19 protein-coding genes are annotated in these 18,270 nt (G+C 44.9%); 17 read left to right on the top strand and 2 right to left on the bottom strand.

The genetic code is table 11. The features are described 5' to 3' along the window. The first annotated feature begins 32 nt into the window (after positions 1-32). Genes PP175_RS13265 through PP175_RS13225 form a run of 9 tightly spaced genes read left to right on the top strand, consistent with a single transcriptional unit; the run spans position 33 to position 8,048 of the window. On the top strand, positions 33-1,142 hold the full coding sequence (locus PP175_RS13265) for an MFS transporter (RefSeq protein ID WP_272438833.1): 1,110 nt from the start codon (positions 33-35) through the stop codon (positions 1,140-1,142). A 12-nt stretch (positions 1,143-1,154) separates the two neighbouring features. Further along, complete coding sequence (gene fdhF / locus PP175_RS13260; RefSeq protein ID WP_272438832.1) at positions 1,155-3,263, top strand: formate dehydrogenase subunit alpha; 2,109 nt, start codon at positions 1,155-1,157, stop codon at positions 3,261-3,263. Positions 3,264-3,275: 12 nt separating this feature from the next. Then, complete coding sequence (locus tag PP175_RS13255; protein WP_272438831.1) at positions 3,276-3,818, top strand: 4Fe-4S dicluster domain-containing protein; 543 nt, start codon at positions 3,276-3,278, stop codon at positions 3,816-3,818. A 34-nt stretch (positions 3,819-3,852) separates the two neighbouring features. Further along, positions 3,853-4,386 carry a Rieske 2Fe-2S domain-containing protein gene (locus tag PP175_RS13250; protein WP_272438830.1) on the top strand — a complete coding sequence of 178 codons (534 nt, stop codon included), beginning with the start codon at positions 3,853-3,855 and terminating at the stop codon, positions 4,384-4,386. Continuing rightward, positions 4,370-4,588: a hypothetical protein gene (locus PP175_RS13245; RefSeq protein WP_272438829.1), complete on the top strand. Its 219-nt coding sequence runs from the start codon at positions 4,370-4,372 to the stop codon at positions 4,586-4,588. The genes PP175_RS13250 and PP175_RS13245 overlap by 17 nt, the downstream gene beginning before the upstream one ends. 31 nt (positions 4,589-4,619) lie before the next feature. Continuing rightward, on the top strand, positions 4,620-5,831 hold the full coding sequence (locus PP175_RS13240) for an MFS transporter (RefSeq protein WP_272438828.1): 1,212 nt from the start codon (positions 4,620-4,622) through the stop codon (positions 5,829-5,831). Between the two features lie 59 nt (positions 5,832-5,890). Beyond that, a complete protein-coding gene (locus tag PP175_RS13235; RefSeq protein ID WP_272438827.1) occupies positions 5,891-6,334 on the top strand; it encodes a hypothetical protein in 444 nt (147 codons plus the stop codon). Positions 6,335-6,360: 26 nt separating this feature from the next. Then, positions 6,361-6,933: a hypothetical protein gene (locus PP175_RS13230; protein ID WP_272438826.1), complete on the top strand. Its 573-nt coding sequence runs from the start codon at positions 6,361-6,363 to the stop codon at positions 6,931-6,933. 14 nt (positions 6,934-6,947) lie between these two features. Further along, on the top strand, positions 6,948-8,048 hold the full coding sequence (locus tag PP175_RS13225; protein WP_272438825.1) for a TIGR04053 family radical SAM/SPASM domain-containing protein: 1,101 nt from the start codon (positions 6,948-6,950) through the stop codon (positions 8,046-8,048). Here PP175_RS13225 and PP175_RS13220 read toward each other — a convergent pair. Next, a complete protein-coding gene (locus PP175_RS13220; RefSeq protein WP_272438824.1) occupies positions 8,040-8,717 on the bottom strand; it encodes a Crp/Fnr family transcriptional regulator in 678 nt (225 codons plus the stop codon). The two genes, PP175_RS13225 and PP175_RS13220, sit on opposite strands and share 9 nt — an antisense overlap. Positions 8,718-9,141: 424 nt before the next feature. On the opposite strand from PP175_RS13220, the gene PP175_RS13215 reads away from it, so the two are divergent. The 8 genes from PP175_RS13215 to PP175_RS13180 all read left to right on the top strand — a co-directional run bounded on the left by PP175_RS13215 (position 9,142) and on the right by PP175_RS13180 (position 17,449). Then, positions 9,142-10,710 (top strand): ATP-binding protein, encoded by a 1,569-nt coding sequence (locus PP175_RS13215; RefSeq protein WP_272438823.1) that lies wholly within the window; start codon positions 9,142-9,144, stop codon positions 10,708-10,710. After that, positions 10,703-11,332, top strand: a complete 630-nt coding sequence (locus tag PP175_RS13210) for a response regulator (protein ID WP_272438822.1) — start codon at positions 10,703-10,705, stop codon at positions 11,330-11,332. The genes PP175_RS13215 and PP175_RS13210 overlap by 8 nt, the downstream gene beginning before the upstream one ends. Before the next feature lie 24 nt (positions 11,333-11,356). After that, the gene (locus PP175_RS13205) at positions 11,357-12,547 is read left to right on the top strand and encodes an HD-GYP domain-containing protein (RefSeq protein WP_272438821.1); all 1,191 of its coding nucleotides are present in this window, start codon (positions 11,357-11,359) and stop codon (positions 12,545-12,547) included. A gap of 596 nt (positions 12,548-13,143) precedes the next feature. Then, positions 13,144-14,301, top strand: coding sequence for a hypothetical protein (locus PP175_RS13200; RefSeq protein WP_272438820.1), 1,158 nt, complete (start codon positions 13,144-13,146; stop codon positions 14,299-14,301). Between the two features lie 16 nt (positions 14,302-14,317). Next, a complete protein-coding gene (gene sipW, locus PP175_RS13195) occupies positions 14,318-14,890 on the top strand; it encodes a signal peptidase I SipW (protein ID WP_272438819.1) in 573 nt (190 codons plus the stop codon). A gap of 94 nt (positions 14,891-14,984) precedes the next feature. Beyond that, the gene (locus PP175_RS13190; protein ID WP_272438818.1) at positions 14,985-15,533 is read left to right on the top strand and encodes a TasA family protein; all 549 of its coding nucleotides are present in this window, start codon (positions 14,985-14,987) and stop codon (positions 15,531-15,533) included. A 65-nt stretch (positions 15,534-15,598) separates the two neighbouring features. After that, positions 15,599-16,270, top strand: coding sequence for a TasA family protein (locus PP175_RS13185; protein ID WP_272438817.1), 672 nt, complete (start codon positions 15,599-15,601; stop codon positions 16,268-16,270). A gap of 156 nt (positions 16,271-16,426) precedes the next feature. Then, positions 16,427-17,449 carry a hypothetical protein gene (locus PP175_RS13180; RefSeq protein ID WP_272438816.1) on the top strand — a complete coding sequence of 341 codons (1,023 nt, stop codon included), beginning with the start codon at positions 16,427-16,429 and terminating at the stop codon, positions 17,447-17,449. Positions 17,450-17,649: 200 nt separating this feature from the next. On the opposite strand, the gene PP175_RS13175 is transcribed toward PP175_RS13180, so the two are convergent. Next, positions 17,650-18,168 carry a gamma carbonic anhydrase family protein gene (locus PP175_RS13175; RefSeq protein ID WP_272438815.1) on the bottom strand — a complete coding sequence of 173 codons (519 nt, stop codon included), beginning with the start codon at positions 18,166-18,168 and terminating at the stop codon, positions 17,650-17,652. Positions 18,169-18,270: the final 102 nt, after the last annotated feature.

Raw genomic sequence — 18,270 nt, 5'->3', positions numbered from 1 at the left:
AATCACCAATTAGTTTAAAAGGAAGTGGGGAAATGAACGCATTCCAAAGATCTTTTTATTCCCGGGTCAGCATGTACGCTTTTTTTCTAGTAATCGTTTTGTTTATTACGGTGCTGCTAGGGACTAAGAATTTTAGACATATTGACCTCGCGTTAACAGGCTACATGGCAGCATCCGTTGTTTGTTTTATCGGACTTGTATTCAGAATCGTAGCCTTTGCGTTTCGGCCGGCCACTAACCGGGTGGGAAAACGGACCCGTAAAAATGCTCGGACCGCAAGCAGAAAAAAACGTTCTATTAAAGCCATCCTTGTTACGCTGTTTGAAAACATCGTGCTTCAGAAGTTTATTTTCAAGCGCGGTCTTTACCGGGGCCTGCAGCACTTTCTAGTGGCATGGGGCTGTATCGGATCGTTTGCCATCACATTCGGGCTCGTATTCGGCTGGTTTCACTTTGAATTAGTAGACCCCAACCATTATGCTGTATCGGTGTTCGGGGTCAAAGCTTTCGTCATGGACGTGGAAGGTTTTCTGGCTTTTATGATCTATAACGGCCTCAACTGGACTGCCGCCATGTGCCTAACTGGTCTGTCTATGATGCTGTATCGCCGGATTAAAGACCGTGATTTAAAAGTAACACAGCGATTTGAATTCGACCTTGTACCGATTTTCATCCTGCTTGCGGTTACGGTTTCAGGACTTGCATTGACGGTCAGCGCTGTACTGTTCCACGGAGCGTTTTACTCCAGCATTGGAATGGTTCATGAGATGGCGGTGGTTACACTGCTGATTTACTTCCCATTCGGCAAACTGTTCCATGTTCCGATTCGTCCGCTGGCAACGGCTGTCCCAATGAACTACGAAGCAGGGAGTGATATTGAAATGCACAACTGTAAAGGCTGCGGCAAGGAATACGCTGCCAAAGAGCAGATCGAAGACGTGGTCGCGATTCTTAAAGACAATGAATTTGATTTGCAGCTAGACGACGGAAGCTATCTTGCAGAATACTGCTGGGACTGCCGCCGCAGAATGAGGGCCATGCGCCAGATGAATCTGCTAAACCCGCGGAGCAAGGATCCGTATGCGCCGCTTGATACCAACACAGGAATTTCAATGCCTGGCTTTGGCCGGAAGAAAGCGTAGGAGGTAACAGATATGGTTACAGTACTGAAAAACCTGGACCGTCAGGGTCAAAGCTTTATTCCTACCCACTGCAGCTATTGCGGAATGCAGTGCGGAATGAATATTCGAATAGATGATACATCAGGAAAAGTAGTAGGTGTAGAGCCCCGTTATGAGTGGCCGGTAAACCAGGGGCGCCTTTGTCCGAAGGGTGTTACCGCATACCAGCAGGTGGACCATCAGGACCGGATTCTTCGCCCGCTCATCAAGAAAAACGGTAAGTTCGTTGAATCCTCCTGGGAAGAAGCGTACGACTTAATTGAAAAAAGGTTTAAAGAAATCCAGAGCACATATGGGAAAGACGCGCTAGGCGTATACGGCGGCGTATCCATGACGACCGAAAAATGCTACCTGGTTGGCAAATATGCGCGCGTGGCGCTTGGGACAAAGCATATAGACTACAACGGGCGGTACTGCATGTCGTCTGCGGCAGGAGGATTTAATGCAACGCTTGGCATGGACAGGGGATCCACGCTGCCGTGGCCGGATCTTATGCACTCCGACTGCTTCTTCCTTGCCGGTTCGAACTCCGCCGAATGCCATCCGACAAGCATCACCTGGTTCTGGAGAGGACGCGACAGAGGAGCCAAATTAATCGTAGCGGACCCGCGAGAAACACCGACTGCCCGCATCGCTGATGTGCACCTTGACTTGCGTTCCGGTACAGATTCTGCGCTGGCGAACGGCATTATGCACTTGCTTATTAAAGAAGGATATACAGATAACGACTATATAGAGAAACGCGTTAACAACTTTGAAGAGCTGAAGAGAATGGTGGAACGGTTCACGCCGGAGTTCACCTCAGAAATTACCGGCGTAGATAAAGAAAAAATCATTAAAGCTGCCCGCATCTATGGGCAGGCGGAAAAATCAGTTGTCATGTTTGCCCGCGGAGTTGAACAGCAGCGAAAAGGCGTCGATAATGTGGCCTGCTACACAAACCTGGCACTTGTGCGCGGACAGATTGGGAAATTTGCCAGCGGCGTTGCGACGTTTACCGGCCAGGGCAATGGACAGGGCGGACGCGAACACGGACAAAAAGCCGACCTGCTGCCGGGCTACCGGAAGCTGACGGACCCAGAAGCGGTTAAGTATGTTTCAAAGGTGTGGGGCATTGATCCAAGTGAAATGCCTGGACCTGGCGTATCTGCATACGAAATGCTTGATTCTATTAATCAGGGAACGGTTCGCGGCATGCATGTTATCTGCAGCAACCCTGTTGTATCATCGCCAAACTCCCAGCATGTGACACGTTCTATGGAAAAGCTGGACTTCCTTGTCGTAAATGATTTCTTCCTTTCAGAAACAGCTGAACTAGCGGATGTTGTACTTCCTTGCACAACTTGGGCGGAGGACGAAGGAACGACAACCAACACAGAAGGGCGCGTCATTAAAATCAACAAAATCGTCGAACCGCGCGGAAAGTCAAAAACGGACTGGAAAATCATGAGCGAAATCGCTGAACGAATGGGTCGTGGAGAGTTTTTCCAGTATGAGAAATCAGAGGATATCTTTAATGAACTGCGGATTGCAAGCAAAGGCGGAAAAGCCGATTATTATGGAATTACGTACGAAAAGATTGAGAAAAACGAAGGGGTATTCTGGCCTTGCCCGGATCTAGATCATCCCGGAACGCCTTATGTATACGAGGACAAATTTGCTTTTCCTGACGGCAAAGCCAACCTTCGCGTTGTAGATTGGCAGGAGCCAGGTGAAATGACGAGCAAGGAATACCCGGTCATTCTCACGACGGGACGGGTTGTTTTCCACTATTTATCTGGAAACCAAACCAGGCGGATTCCATTTCTAATGGAGCAGTGCCCAGAACCTTATGCCGAGATGCATCCGTCGCTGGCCAGCCAGTACCATTTCAGCGATGGGGAAGTCATCGAGCTTGAAACCCGCCGCGCCAACATGAAGCTGAAAGTGCGGTTGACGAAGGCCATTCGCAAAGATACCGTATTCGTTCCGTACCACTGGGGCAAAGAACTGGCCATAAATCAGTTGACCAACCCGTGCTTAGACCCGATCTCGCGGATGCCTGAATTTAAAGTTTGCGCTGTCCGCATGAGAAAATTGTAGGGAGTGAACCTCATGAATAAAGTACTCTACCTTGAATTTGAACGCTGCATTGGCTGCCGATCCTGTATGGCGGCATGCCGGGAGTGCGGCGGACACGACGCAAAAGAGCGCAACTATGTAGAATATGTCGATTTCATCGAAAGCCGCCAGACGTTTCCCATGATGTGCATGCACTGTAAAGACCCGGCCTGTGCCCGCGTGTGCCCGGCCAATGCCATCCAGATTACAAAGGAAGGCGTTGTGCTGTCGGCGATGGAAGAGAAGTGCATCGGCTGCCGGAATTGTACATTCGGGTGTCCATTCGGAATTCCGAAATTCGATTTTGAGAAAAACATCATGTACAAATGCGACATGTGCTATGAACGCACCTCCCAGGATATCCCGCCGATGTGTGCCTCCGTTTGTCCGTCCGAAGCCATTCGGTTTATCGATTTTGATGAGATGATGCAGCTGCGCCGCAGGCGGACCCAGATGAATTTAGCCGAGGGCAGGAAGCCGTCAGAGCAGGATAAGTGGAAATACGTTCCGGAAACCTTCGGCGTTTATACAGAATAACAACGTTGCGAATCAAAAGAAAGGCGGTATACGCATGCCCAAACACGAAACCGCAAAACAAACAGAATCTGATCTGCTTCACCTGGTTGATAACGTAAACAGGCAAGAAGATGTTGATTACAACCGCAGAAGCTTTCTGCGTGCCATGGTAGCCGCCGGTGTAACGATGTCGCTTGCTACCCTGCCTTTTTCAGCCAATTCGATCCTTGGCAAAAGTAAGGAAAAAACGCCCCGGGTTAAAATTATCGACGCCAAAGATTTACCCCCCGGCAAGTCAGTGGTTTTCAACTACCCGGATGACAGCCAGCCGGCGGTCCTGGTGCGTCTCCAGGACGGTACTCTTAAAGCTTACAACAATAAATGTACACACCTGCAGTGTGGCGTCTTCTGGAGTGAAGAAGAAGAGAAGCTTGTATGCCCGTGTCATCATGGTTTCTTCTCGGTTCAGACCGGCCACCCCATTGCAGGTCCGCCGCAGCGTGAACTGCCGCTGATCGAGCTTGAACAAAGAAATGGCGCGATATACGCCGTGGGAAGGAAGGTGCGTCACGGTGCCCAGAACGTTTAACCGGAAGGCGGGCCGGCCCTACTTTTACGCTCTTATTCTATTAACGTTTGTGCAGGCTGGCATTTTGCAACAGATAATAGAATTATACTTTGGACAGGAGGATGGACGCATTCCGCTTCTTTCCAGTCTGTCGCTTGTGGTTACTGCCATTATCCTGGTTTTATATAGGATATGGAACAAAAAAGAAAATAGTAAAGCCTAAAAAAGAAAGCCTCATGGAAGGGGAATGTACAATGAATCACAAAGGTCAAACTACCGTACTCATTATGGCTACAATTGCGATGGCCGTAACGTTTGCAGCCTGGGCTAGCTTGTCACCGCTCGCATCTCAGCTGCAGAAGCTGTACCACTTAACCGCAACACAGAAAAGCCTTCTCGTCGCCACTCCGGTTCTGCTGGGCTCTATTATGAGGATTCCGCTTGGGATTTTAACCGACCGGTTCGGCGGCAAGAAAATGTTCGCCCTGTTGCTCATGTTTATCGTAATACCGCTTGTCGGCGTGAGCTTTGCAAACAGCTATGGCGCGTATCTGTTCTGGGCGCTGTTCATTGGTATGGCGGGAACAAGCTTTGCGATTGCGATTGCTTATGTATCCCGCTGGTATCCTGCTGAAAAACAGGGTACCGTTCTTGGCATCACCGGTATGGGTAACTTTGGTACCGCGATTGCGGGCTTTGCAGTTCCTACCCTTGCAAAAGCGTTTGGCATCCACAATGTATTCCTTATCCTGGCCGCTGCCGTTGTGGCGATGACAGTCGTATTCTGGTTCACGACTAAAGAGCTGCCAAAACCGGCCCAGACGAAAACATTTAAGCAGGCACTATCTGTCGTGAAGTTTAAAAACACGTGGCTTTTGTCGACCTTTTATTTCTTAACATTCGGAAGTTTCATGGCTTTCAGCCTTTATCTGCCAACACTCCTGACAGACCTATTTAAAATTTCACCGGTAGATGCCGGAATGCGCGCAGCAGGTTTTGTTGTAATCGCAACGCTATTCCGTCCGGTGGGAGGCTACCTTGGCGATAAAATTGGAGCCGGCCGTGTATTAAGCTTTGTGTTCTTGCTGATTATTATCTCCGGTGGAGTCGTTGCTTTTCTGACATCGAACATGGTAGCCTTCTCGATAGGTTGCCTGGCAATCGCCCTGCTCGCCGGGGTCGGTAACGGATCGGTATTTAAAATTGTACCGGAAGTGTTCCCTGGCAATACGGGAGCTGTTACCGGCTTTGTTGGAGCTGCCGGCGGGCTTGGCGGCTACTTCCCGCCAATCATACTGGGAACCGCAAAAGACATAACGGGCAGCTACTTTATGGGTTTTGTGCTTTTCATCGCGTTTGCCATCCTCTGCCTGATTTTAAACAAACACTTCTTTGACAGGCAGAACACGTCGACTCCGGACGGCAAATCACGCAGGACTCCAGCTGCAAAAAGCAAGGCCGTTTAATTTACAGTAAGCTCCCACCACAACGGTGGGGGCTTTTGCATAAAAACGGAGGAATGCAAATGTGTAAAGGGTCTGTAAAGAATGTGAACCACGAACCAATTAATCAGGTTTTACCAGAGTCGGGTGGTTATTCCGCTGTGGCAGGCTTGCCACCGTACGCCTTTATCGTTTTTCACATGATTGAAGAAATGTATACCGAGAAAAAGAACCTGCTGCAGCATCCGGGGTACACCCCATACTTTATGCAACGTAATTACAGGGAACGTACGCAAAAGAAACAGAAATGGGAAATACGCAGTGCTGCTGAGATAGTAACCCAATTTTTGTATGCTTTGCATCTGACCGAGCTGGATGATTGTCTTGATCCGCAGGTTGAGGAAATGGCCTGCGAAGTAGTGCGTATCATCGATGATTCACTTGAGAACGGCGTTCAGTTGGATCGGATTAAACTGGCACAGCAGGCGGCGCGCGCTCTGCTGTCAAAAGCCCATGCATCCGTATAATAAAAAACCAGAAAAGGGAGAATCCAATGGCTATCATCATATACCTTCGCAATGTAACGGCCGACTTTCACACAGTTGCCGAACTGCTGATGGAGGCAGGTTATAAACAGAAGACGCTTAATGATTATTCGTATTTTATTGACCACCGGGAAACGACAGCCCAACTGGGATTGGACAAAACGATAACCTTTAATGTAAATGAACATCATTCGCTACAGGGGCTCGAAATCGTGCGCCATACGATTTTGGATACGAAAAAAAAAGCCGGGGGAATTCTGGAGGAAGAAAACTATCATATTGGCTATCTAGCAGACGAATCCAAAGTGAGGCTGTTTCACAACTGGGAGAGCTGGCTGAGCTTTCTCTACCGGGCGAGGTACCAGACCATGCAAGGCCAGCAAGTTAGAGTCTATACACCTGCTTATCAACTATTGGATGAAGGAATTCTTCTGGAATACACTGCAGCGGACGATCGTGCGGGTGTGTCCCGCGTCGTGTCGTGCAGTATTAAGAAAGAGACAGAGGAGAGCGTTGTAAAAGGGGAACCCTATTTGATTATAGAGGCAACGGGAGAGCTATTCATTTTACCTGAAGAATAGAGAGGGTGTCCGTAATGTTTACTAGTGATTATAACGAAAATCCATTTATTGTGATATGGGAAGTTACCCGAGCCTGTGCGTTGAAATGCCTGCATTGCCGGGCAGAGGCGCAATATACGCCGGACCCCCGCGAGCTGACATTTGATGAGGGCAAGCATTTGATCGATCAGATATACGCCATGGATAATCCTTTGTTTGTGTTCACGGGCGGGGATCCGCTCATGCGCCGTGATTTATATGAGCTAGCTGATTATGCGGTCAAAAAGGGACTCCGTGTGTCGATGACTCCCAGCGCTACGCCTAAGGTGACAAAGGAGGCGATTCGCCGGGCTAAAGAGGTGGGGTTAGCGCGCTGGGCGTTTAGCGTTGATGGCCCAACCGCTGAAATCCATGACAGGTTTCGCGGCGCTCCCGGATCTTTTGAACTTACACAGAGAGCCCTGGCTTATCTAAATGAACTTGAAATACCGATCCAGATTAATACCACAATATCGCGTTACAATGTCGATTATTTAGAAGAGATGGCCACATGGATGCAGCAGTGGGATGCTGTGTTGTGGAGTGTATTTTTCCTGGTTCCAACCGGCAGAGGAAAAGAAACAGACATGATTAGCCCGGAGCAGCATGATAGGGTGTTTGCCTGGCTGTATGAGAAAAGCAAAACGGCTTCCTACGATATTAAATCAACCGCTGCCCAGCACTATCGAAGGGTGGTTCTCCAACACAAGCAGAAGGAGAACCAGGTTTCGACTAACCGCTATGAGGACACCCTGCACAGCGGAATGCTGCACGCTTCAGACGGTCTTGGCCGGGCGCCCAGGGGAGTCAACGATGGCAATGGCTTTTTGTTTATTTCCCATATTGGGGATGTCTATCCAAGCGGCCTGCTGCCGATACACTGCGGAAATGTCCGGGAAACGCCACTTGCTGAAATTTACCGAAACCATCCGGTATTTAAGCAGCTGCGCAATCCCGATTTATATAAAGGCAAGTGCGGCATTTGCGAGTATCGCCACGTCTGTGGCGGTTCGCGCGCCCGGGCCTACGCGGTAACAGGCGATTACATGGCGAGTGAACCGTACTGCGCATACCAGCCTAAGGGTCTATCACTTTAGAAAGGTTTCCAGCATTTCTTTATCCTGTATGAGGATACGGCTTTTCTCTACTGAAATGATGTTTAGTTTCTTGAGGTCATTAATAATCCGGTTTACACTTTCACGCGTTGCGCCAATAAAGGTGCCAAGCTCCTGGTGGGTGAGCTCCAGATCGATAAGAATGCCTTTGTTTGTTTGCTTTCCGTGCTCACTCGCCAGGCGCAATAGCGTGGCACAGAACGATCCCAGTTTCCCGTATAAGGCCACATCCCGCAGAATGGTCTGGGCTGTGCGCAGTCTCTGCCCCATAACCTGAAAAATGGATATTGCGAGATCCGGGCTCTTGCGTAAAAGCCTCTCGAGGTCAGCATGGAGCAGCATTAACAAGTAACCTTCCTCAATCATGGTAGTCGTCGCCGGGTATGTCGCATTTGGATTAAACAACCCAACCTCTGCAAATAAATCCCCTGGTTTTCGTATGTAAAGTGTAAATTCCCTGCCGTCAGGTGTAGACTTAACCAAACGCACCCGCCCTGATTTGACAAAAAACACAGCTTCAGCTTTATCCCCTTCATGAAAGATAATTTCGTTTTCACGATAAAACCGTTCAATAATCATTTCCTCCAGCTCCTTCATATGCCCGGGCGACAGCCCCGCGAAAAAAGGGATAGAAGACAAAAAATTATTCATATGTATGTATCTCCCACAAAATAAGAATCATTTGACTAGCATATGCGTCCGCTGTCTGTTTCCTTCTATTATAGAGCAAGAAAACGGAAAACATAATGCAAAAGAAGTAACTAAAGGATACTTTTCAAAGAAAAGTCATAAATAAAAGCAAGTTTATTGTAACGGTCTAAAAGAACTAATTCTTTCATAAGGTTATATAGCAGTGCTCATGGGTAGAGATACATCAATGTATGAAGCCATCAGTTCGCTCCGCTAATCGAGTATTGAAAAGATAAATCAACAAAATATCCGAAAACATTACAGATACGATTGATATGGTGAAAAATTTGTGAAATAAAATGAGTTGTTATGACTTATTAACTATAATAATATGAAAATAGTTAATATACTGATTTATCAAATATATCAGCAAGAGGTTAATGTCGTGAGCCGAATCTTAGGTTATTTACGCTTGTATTTGTTTATTTTTCGGTGGATTCTCCTGCTCATTATCTTTTTATTTTATTTTAAGTCGTTTGCTAATCAATTTACCTTGTTACTTTTTTTAATAGGGATCAATGTGTTATATAGCTTTCTCATTTTTAGGAAATATTTTGAAAAATACTGGATTACGCTCATATTGATTGAATTAGTGGTAAATGCTTTCTTACTTTGTAAGACAGGTGAGTGGAATAGCCCATTTGTACAATATGCGTATGCAGACCTTTTATGGATCACCACGTATATGAGCAGAACAAAAGCCATTTTAACGGTATTATCGTTTGTCTCTTTTTGTATGATCCTTCCCCATTTCTCCTACGATTTCACAAACAAATTTATTTTACCAACTAACACAAACAACCAGGTTAAATTCCTCATGCAGATGGTTCTGTTCCTTGGTCTATATGTGCTTGCGTTTGTTGTTTTCTCACAACTCAAATTGATTCAAAATGACTTTCGGCTTTTACTATCTACGCTAAAAAAAATGCCACGAATGCAAAACTTACAGGAAATTTGCGAGCTGGCTGAACAGGCTGTACAGCGTATGGCCGGTACAGACCGGATCTATTTGTGCTGGTTCGATCCACCTGAAAGGATTGCCAATTGTGAACGTAGATATTATTCGACTCTGTTGCTAAAAAATGACCAGGCGAAACAACAAAAGTCAAAGATGATACGGGTGCACAATTATACAGGCCAGGATGAATTGTTTTTATTTTTTCCACTGCAACGAAATCGCAGGAACGTAGGAGCCTTTCTGATTCCGCCAAATGAAAAATTCACCTTTCTGCGCTATCCGTACTGGTTTTTACATATTTTAGCCGCTTGTATTGTTAGCAGGCAGCAGCAGGTGAGGCTAAAACAGGAAATGACACAAGCGCTATTAGCTGAATCACGTAGTAAAATGGCACAGGATATGCACGATGGCCTTGCTCAACAGCTGTTTTTTCTTTCAGCCCAACTCTATCGGCTCAAGCAGGAGGTTATCCCATTAATGACAGATGAGTTGGCGATTTCGCTGGATCGTATGGAGAATCAGATTAAAACGTGCCACCTGGAGGTGAGAGGGTATATTTCCGACTTGCGCAATGAACGCGAAGATTCACATGTTTTTATAGCAGTACGTCAGCTGTTGGAGCGAATTGTAGAAGGGAGTGGCGTAGCGCTTCATTACGTAACAAGCGGGGTCGTTCTTGACGAAAATTTAATCGTCCAGGATCAAATTTACCATATAGTTGAAGAGGCTGCTTACAATGTGTTGAAACACGCAGAAGCTACATCTCTCGAGGTGAGCCTTGAAGCAACGATCGTACAATGGACCATAAAAATAGAAGACAATGGAAAGGGTTTTTCGACTGTAAAGAAAGAGAAGGATATAACGGGATATGGGTTGGTTGGGATCAATGAAAGAGTCAGTCGAGTAGGCGGAACGTTGGAAATACGCTCACAGCCAGCCAAGGGTACTGAATTAATTGTCATTATACCTAGAGGAGGAATAAAAGTAGATGTCTAAGATTAAATTGTTAATCGCCGACGATCATTTCATAGTAAGGGAAGGTGTAAAAATGATACTTGAAAGTTCCTCCAGGTATCAGGTTGTTGCAGAAGCATCAGATGGAGACGAGGTGTTAGCTAAGGCTATTGAATTAAAACCCGATCTGATTATATCGGATTTAAAAATGTCTGGAATCTCTATTATCGATAGTGCCAGGAAGATAAAGGAATCGGTGCCTGACATTAAAATAATGATTTTAACTGCGTATGATGCAAGTGAAGATATCTATCGGGCATTGGATTCCGGAATCGATGGGTACGTAATGAAAGCTACACTTCCCGAACAGATTATTAGAACACTTGACATGGTTATGATGGGTTATTCGTGTTTTCAACCTAAGCTGGGCAGGAAAAAGGAGGAGACAGATAGTGAATCATTATTGTTAACTAGCAGAGAACAAGAAATCTTTCGTTTAATTATTGAAAATCTTACGAATGCAGAAATTGCTCAAAAGCTTTTCATCTCTGAGGCGACAGTTAAAACACATGTCAGCAGCATACTGCGTAAAACCGGTCAACCCAATCGTTCACAAGCCGTTTTGTATGCGTTAAAAAAAGGTTTTATGAAGGTTATATCTTAAAAAGATCGGGGTATGAGGATCTACATGGATAATAAAGAGATAACCGGCAAACTAGGAGATATGCTAATTTTATGTATGGCGCTGCTTAATAGTGTGTTGTTTGTGATTCAGTTGATTCAGTGGATCATTGGGAGTAAGGATGGCTCTTCAACACTCGTTGTCTCACTGGGAATCTCGGGAATTATATACTGGGTGTTTTATCTTTTACATAAGTCCAGCGGTTATCAGCTGCTTTTTTGTGAGCATCGAACGGCTTTTTTTTGTCTATCTTTATTTGTTTTTATTGACGTGTTTAATCCGTATGAGTTACATGATATGGGGATTCTCCTTTTACTTTACCCTGTTATCATAAGCCTTCTGCAAAATACGAAAGTTCTTCTCATATGGGGTTCTTTATCTTATGTTATATATAGTATGTTTGTATTATTTGATCCCGACATGGATCTAAGCAATGAAAAAGCGATAAAATCCCTGATAGGTCACGTACTTCTTGGGGTGTTTAGTTCTGCTGTGAGCTGGATTATCAGCACCCACCTTTCGACTATTAAAAGAAATTTTTTGGAGAAGAATGAACAGAAAGACCGCGAATACCTTGTAAAAATGCTTCACGAGTTTGTGCCAATAGTCGAGCGCAAGTTACAGGGAACAAGCAAAGAAATCGAGACGATGGAAGAGCTCATGAGAAAGATTATGGTAAACTTTCCTGATGAAAAGGTAGACGATTGGGAAATACAGTTTCTTTCCTTGCTTCATTATGTGAGCCGGATTAAATGGCCGGATTATTTATTTGAGAAAAAGGAAAAGTTAACGAATTATGAGTATAAAATCGTGCAGGAGCATTGTTTTATAGCGTCCCATATATTAAAAGATGACGCATCGCTTAAGCGCGTAAGTGAGGCGCTTTATTATCATCATGAACGATATGACGGAATGGGATATCCTGTACAATTAAAAGGCAGCGCCATTCCCTGGTTAGCTCAAGCACTTGGTATCGTAGAGTGCTTTCTAGCCATGACAGCACCGCGTTCTTATCGGGACGCCTTAACACCGAAAGATGCATTTATTGAAATTCAATCCATGGCAGGCACCGCCTTTTCTGTTGAGATGGTGGATGCTTTATACTATTCAATTGAGCTGCCAGAAGGTGAACATTCTGGGTTAAAACTTCACGATATACAGGCATTGAAATCGGGTCAAACTCCGCTTGTTGGTTAGTTAGCTGATGTTATGCCGAATAATCAAGTAATGTGAACCTGCTCAAATAGCGGGTTTTTTTGTTTGCGAAAAAAATCAATCCGCCTCGATTCATCCTAAAGTTGGAGATCACTAAACCTGGACACCGATATTCTAAGGACAATATCACTGGTATGATAAGAAGATTACGGCAGGGGAGGGGCAAATGATACGAAAAACGTGTGATAACTGTAAAATGCATTCTTATGGCAGCAATGAAAGTAAAAAGTGGATTTGCCCCTACTGCCAAAATGATATAAGTCATGTAAAGGCAGAGGGGGCGACAAATGTTGTCCTGTTTAATAGAACCACCTTATTTGACAAAAGAAAGAAATGAGAGCCGCGTGCATGGAGGGCTCTTTTTTTTGCCGCCTCATCCTGAAGTATGAGAGTACCTCCCTAATAGGTTGATACCCGGCTCCATCCAGGAGAAGGCAGGAATCATCCTGGTCCCCGATACTCGCAAAGTCAGGGAGAAGGTAAGATAAGAAATGTAAAGAGCAGCCAAGAACACAAAGCAAACCAACAACAAACACGTGCGGCTCACAAGTAAAGGTATTGTCCAGCGGGGGAATGAAATGAGACGTACACGATATGAGAAGTATAGGAGAAGGCGTCGTCGAAGTGCGGTAAAGGTACTGAGCATTCTTGCACTTTCAACTTTTGGAATGGGCCAGCTAACGCGATCCTCATACGCACTGTTGCTGGACCAAACGCAGGTGCAGGCAACAGCGTCCGCTGCCTTTGTCTTTCCAGAAACCATTGAGGCACTTTCTGCGATGGCGAAAAAGGCCAGAGAGGATAATCTTCTTGCCTATCAAACTATCCAAAGTTTGCTGGTTGGCTGTATGAATGCCGGAAGCTACGGTGAAGCCAGGACAATAGCCCAACAAATTTTGGATAAAGGACAGCAAGCGCGCAGAGCAGTGGATCAGGCGAATAAAGCAGTCCAAAAATTAACCGAATATTCTAACCAATCGCGCAGCAAACTGAATGAACCGCAACAAGTTATAAGTCAACTTGAGTCTAAGATCTCAACAATAAAAGGGCAGTTAACAAAAGAAGAAGAGCAGTTGAGGTTGTTACAACAAGAAGCGGATCAATATCAATTTCAAGTGGTTTACAGTGAGGCTGAAATTAAAGATAAGCTTCGAACGTGCCAGCGCAATGTAGAACAGCTGCAGGGTACCTTGACTGCTTTACAAAGTCAGCTGGAGCAAAGTCAAAAGCTGCTTCTCTCCGCTAAAAGGGTTCAGGATTATGTGGATAAGGGATTAAATGAAGCGAAACCTGCAGCACAGACGGCGGAACAGTATGCAGGTTATATCCAACCGCTGGAAAATGAGGCGATGAATCTCGCTGCCAGTAAACAACAGTTGAAGGTCAGTGCCCCAGAATCAGCGGATGGGGGAAATGGCGGCGGATCTTCTTCACCTGCCTCATCGGTTACTAGGACGAAGGATAATACTGCACCTGCAACACCGAATGCTGACAAGCCACAGCCCGCTAGCGGTCCGGCTCACGAAGAGACTCCCTCTTCAGCAACAGGCAATAACACGCCTTCAGGTAGTGAAAAAGTAACCGCTACGGACAATAACAGTTCTACACCACAAGGTGAAAATGGTCCGCCATCAGGAAGCAACGCATCAAGTTCTACTCAAGAAAAAGCCACATCGCCAGGTGACAGCGGTTCAAACTCAACCAGCGATCATTCTGCTGCGCAGGGTGGCAATTAAAAAGGCGGTGTAAAAATTGAATGTAAAAAAATTAATAAGCAATCTTATAACAGTCTTATTGGCCATTATTTTGCTCCTCACGCTGACGCTCGCAATATCAACAAAGCTATCCGGTTCAGCGCCAAAAGTTTTCGGTTATCAAATCATGACGGTTTTATCCGGTTCTATGGAACCTTCTATACACACAGGGTCGATTGTGGCCATTAAGCCTCTACAAGACCCTAAAAATCTAAAGGTAGGAGATGTCGCGACCTACAAATCTCTTGAAAAGCAGGATATGTTAATTACCCACAGGATCAAAGGCATCAAAGGTTCAGGTTCACAGCTTGAGTATATCTTCAAGGGTGATGCAAATGACGCAACGGATCCGAAACCAGTACCAGCAACCAATGTTGTAGGGCAATACGCTGACGTCACAGTTCCGTATGTAGGATACATGCTTACCTTTTCGAAATCGAAGACGGGTATTGTCCTGCTGCTTATCGTGCCTGGTATCTCGCTCATCATCTGGCAAATCATTAGTTTGTGGCGCACCATTACACGCCTGGAAGAACAAAAAAAGTCACCTGAATCACCTGAAAATGTTTGAAATCTTCTAATGGAGCGAATTCGTTAGCAATTCGGGCCTGCGAAGTTCAATATAAACAACCCTTCATAAGGGAAAATAAGAGGAGGAATTTGAAATGAGTTTAAAAACAAAGATCGGTTTGGCATTAGCAACTACGGCGGTCGGGGCAACATTGGCAGGAGCAGGTACTTTTGCATTGTTTACATCTAGTGCAACGAACACTGGCAACACTTTTACAGCTGGTAAAGTAGTAATTAATGATACAACAGGCCACGCCGCATATTCATCAACATTACATTACGGTAATCTTGCACCCGGAGATGCAGAAGACGCGACCATCACTGTAACAAACAATGGAAATTTGGATGAATGGGTTGCAATTAAAGATATTACGAAAGCGGCTGACCCAGCAGCTCCAGCTGGTACACCAAACATTTTTGCTGGTGCATATCCACTAGCACTGACCTTCACTGAAGGTGAAAATGCTCCTGTTAAAATCGCAGCAGGTAATAGTACAACGCTACACGTTCACTATAACTTCCCATCTGGAGCGGGAAACGAGTATCAAGGAGCACAAGGGATAGCAACGGTTAACATTGAGGCTGTTCAAGCACGTAACAACGAAACAGGAGCCACTCCAACTGGTCCTAACTCCTGGCAGTAATTTTAAACTAAATAAACAAAGGGGTGGTGTTCACACCACCCCTTTCGTGTAGGGAGGAAAAATCCTTGAAAAAAAATATTGTCGCCTTAGCAATTGGTAGTGTAGTAGGAATTGGGTTATTAACAGGTGGTGCTACTTATGCTTTATTCAGTTCTGCTGCAATTAACGCAAATAACACATTTACTTCAGGTACAGTAAATATTGATATGCAACGTGATCTATCAGATACTGTGCCCGGCCCTATGTTCTATTCAGCATCTTCTGACCCAACCGGACAGTACCCTTATGACACAAATAAAAATGCACCTAATCAACCGCCTGGTGGAGATGCATTTGGGGGATGGGCACCGGGTGATGATGTGACACGTGCAATGAATATATACAACAGGGGAACACTTCAGGCTAAGCTTACTAAGCTGAAGGCAAGTGTTAATGCGGCTGGAGTGACATCTGGTGATGCGTACAACGAATTTATTCAAAAAATGAATGTAAAGGTCATGTATCCAGGAACAAATAAAGTTTTGTATAATGGTCCGTTAGCAGGATTACTAACCGGTGATTATGTATCCATTCCAAATGTAACATTAATGCCAAATCCCTCGAATCCAAGTGCTGCTTCACCCGCTAATATTACTTTTGAAGCAAAGTTAGATCCAAGTGCTGATAATTTAATACAAGGCAAATCTTTTGTGTTTGATTTTAGTTTCCAAGCAGAACAGTCTAGAAACAATCCATAAGGCATTAAGAAAACAACAATGCGTAGAGGGCTACAGTTAGGACAGTTTATTATAGATGATAGAAACAGTCCTTTCTTTAGCCCCTTTTTAAATCTATTTTCAAATTATAGAGAGGGATTTTAACTACCTAAACCCCTTTAGTTGGGGAGGTTGCTGATGAAACAAATTGGTCTACTTGTCATAAGTATAATAATTGTGCTCAGTTTGTTAACGAGTGTAGGGACTTATGCCTTGTTGAGTGCATCTACCACGGTGGCAACAGGTGAATTTTCTGCATTCTCGTCTGAGTCTATTAACATCGTAAACGCTCCTCCTCCTACATCAGGACTTTTACGTACGAGATACAGTACCCAACAAATCACCTTCCCTATGTTTTACGACAGCGCCACTTATCCAACCGGTCCGAATCCTTACGATGCCAAAAAAGTTACTTCGCCATCCGGGGAAATTCCAGGAGGCTGGGCACCTGGTGACCAGGTGACCCGCTCGTGGAACTTTCAGAATAAAGGTGCTGCTGCAAAATTTACTAAGGTGTCAGCCAATCTGAAAAGCCTAACAGATAAACTAGGGAAATCTATTTCACCTGGAACACCGGCCTATCAAGATTTTTTAAAAAATATGAAGGTCACTGTGTATTCGCCGGACGATGGTTGGAGGAATCCTGTATTTAATGGAACGTTTCAACAGTTGATCAACGGAAATCAGACATTGAACACCATGATGTACCTGTATAGCGGGTGTTCGAATTATCAGCCAAAGTTTGTCGCCGCGATGGATTTGAATGCAGGAAATGACCTACAGGGAGTCAAAGGTGTAATCGACTTTACTCTATTGGCAGAGCAATGCCGGAACAACTGGTTTGACCCGGAGGATAGTGACGACGATTACCACCAATGGTTAAATTGTAATTCAACAACCCCTATTAAATTTGAATGCTATGATTCGAATGATCGTCTTCAGGCCACGCCTGATTCCAACGTTTGCGTTGTACTCACAGGTCCAAATTGTTGGGGAGGCTTAAAGTTCACGTTAAACAGCGGCCTTACCTGCATAGATGGACATTATCAACTGAATTTTGACGGAAATAAATATGGGCTTAGCCCTGGTGGACAGTACACAGCCAGTATATATAACGGATCGAGGCTGTGCAGCCAGACGGTGTATCAATGCAGGCAGTAAATTGGTTCATGAAAATCGACTAAAGTTAGGGTTTTAAAAGAAAGTAAGCTATCCTCATGGGTTAGCTTATTTTCTTTTAGAACTATGATTGAAATTAGGGGAGTAATCTTTTAATCTATTTCGAATAAATCCATTTGGAAATGTTTTGGAATGAAACCTTATTTGGTCACATCTCGTATGGAACCACCAGTGTGTAAACTTTAATCAATTATGCTTTCATCCAAAAATTTTTTCCCGTTTGCCACATAATGCTGGGAACCCTGCTTCATTCGTTCAACATCTTCCTCTGTTAACTTGCGAATTACTTTGGCTGGGGAACCCATCACAAGTGTATAAGGAGGGACTTTTTTTCCTTCTGGAACAAGAGAGCCTGCGGCAACTAAAGCATATTCACCAATGTCAGCCTGATTCATAATGATGGAGCCCATGCCAATCAAGGCCCCTTTTCCGATCGTACAACCATGAAGAATCACCTGGTGACCAACAGTCACTTCATCTCCTACAGTAAGAGGTACACCTTCATCTACATGACATATTGTACCGTCTTGAATATTCGTTTTATCCCCAATCGTAATCGGTGCGTTATCTCCCCTTAATACACAATTGAACCAGATAGACGATTGGCTCCCAATCGCCACATTACCTATTAATTTCGCTCCTGGTGCAATGTAGACTGAATCATCAACCTTTGGATAATGACCGTTATACTTGCATAACATTCAGTTTTCCCCCCTGTTTAATTGTTTTATTTGTTGGTTAATTTCGATAGATTACTCGAATTTTCCTTCCTATCGTCTGTGGGAAGGGTTAGATGGTTTTTC

Origin of the sequence: Aneurinibacillus sp. Ricciae_BoGa-3, assembly GCF_028421645.1 — a bacterium.
GTDB lineage: Bacteria > Bacillota > Bacilli > Aneurinibacillales > Aneurinibacillaceae > Aneurinibacillus_B.
This window is presented reverse-complemented; position numbering and strand designations above follow the sequence as displayed.

Coding starts and splice junctions, on each gene's coding strand:
- PP175_RS13235 (WP_272438827.1), top strand. CDS start 5,891: ATGTGTAAAGGGTCTGTAAAGAATGTGAACCACGAACCAATTAATCAG.
- PP175_RS13255 (WP_272438831.1), top strand. CDS start 3,276: ATGAATAAAGTACTCTACCTTGAATTTGAACGCTGCATTGGCTGCCGA.
- PP175_RS13225 (WP_272438825.1), top strand. CDS start 6,948: ATGTTTACTAGTGATTATAACGAAAATCCATTTATTGTGATATGGGAA.
- PP175_RS13210 (WP_272438822.1), top strand. CDS start 10,703: ATGTCTAAGATTAAATTGTTAATCGCCGACGATCATTTCATAGTAAGG.
- PP175_RS13240 (WP_272438828.1), top strand. CDS start 4,620: ATGAATCACAAAGGTCAAACTACCGTACTCATTATGGCTACAATTGCG.
- PP175_RS13180 (WP_272438816.1), top strand. CDS start 16,427: ATGAAACAAATTGGTCTACTTGTCATAAGTATAATAATTGTGCTCAGT.
- PP175_RS13250 (WP_272438830.1), top strand. CDS start 3,853: ATGCCCAAACACGAAACCGCAAAACAAACAGAATCTGATCTGCTTCAC.
- fdhF (WP_272438832.1), top strand. CDS start 1,155: ATGGTTACAGTACTGAAAAACCTGGACCGTCAGGGTCAAAGCTTTATT.
- PP175_RS13190 (WP_272438818.1), top strand. CDS start 14,985: ATGAGTTTAAAAACAAAGATCGGTTTGGCATTAGCAACTACGGCGGTC.
- PP175_RS13220 (WP_272438824.1), bottom strand. CDS start 8,717: ATGAATAATTTTTTGTCTTCTATCCCTTTTTTCGCGGGGCTGTCGCCC.
- PP175_RS13265 (WP_272438833.1), top strand. CDS start 33: ATGAACGCATTCCAAAGATCTTTTTATTCCCGGGTCAGCATGTACGCT.
- PP175_RS13205 (WP_272438821.1), top strand. CDS start 11,357: ATGGATAATAAAGAGATAACCGGCAAACTAGGAGATATGCTAATTTTA.
- PP175_RS13230 (WP_272438826.1), top strand. CDS start 6,361: ATGGCTATCATCATATACCTTCGCAATGTAACGGCCGACTTTCACACA.
- PP175_RS13200 (WP_272438820.1), top strand. CDS start 13,144: ATGAGACGTACACGATATGAGAAGTATAGGAGAAGGCGTCGTCGAAGT.
- PP175_RS13175 (WP_272438815.1), bottom strand. CDS start 18,168: ATGTTATGCAAGTATAACGGTCATTATCCAAAGGTTGATGATTCAGTC.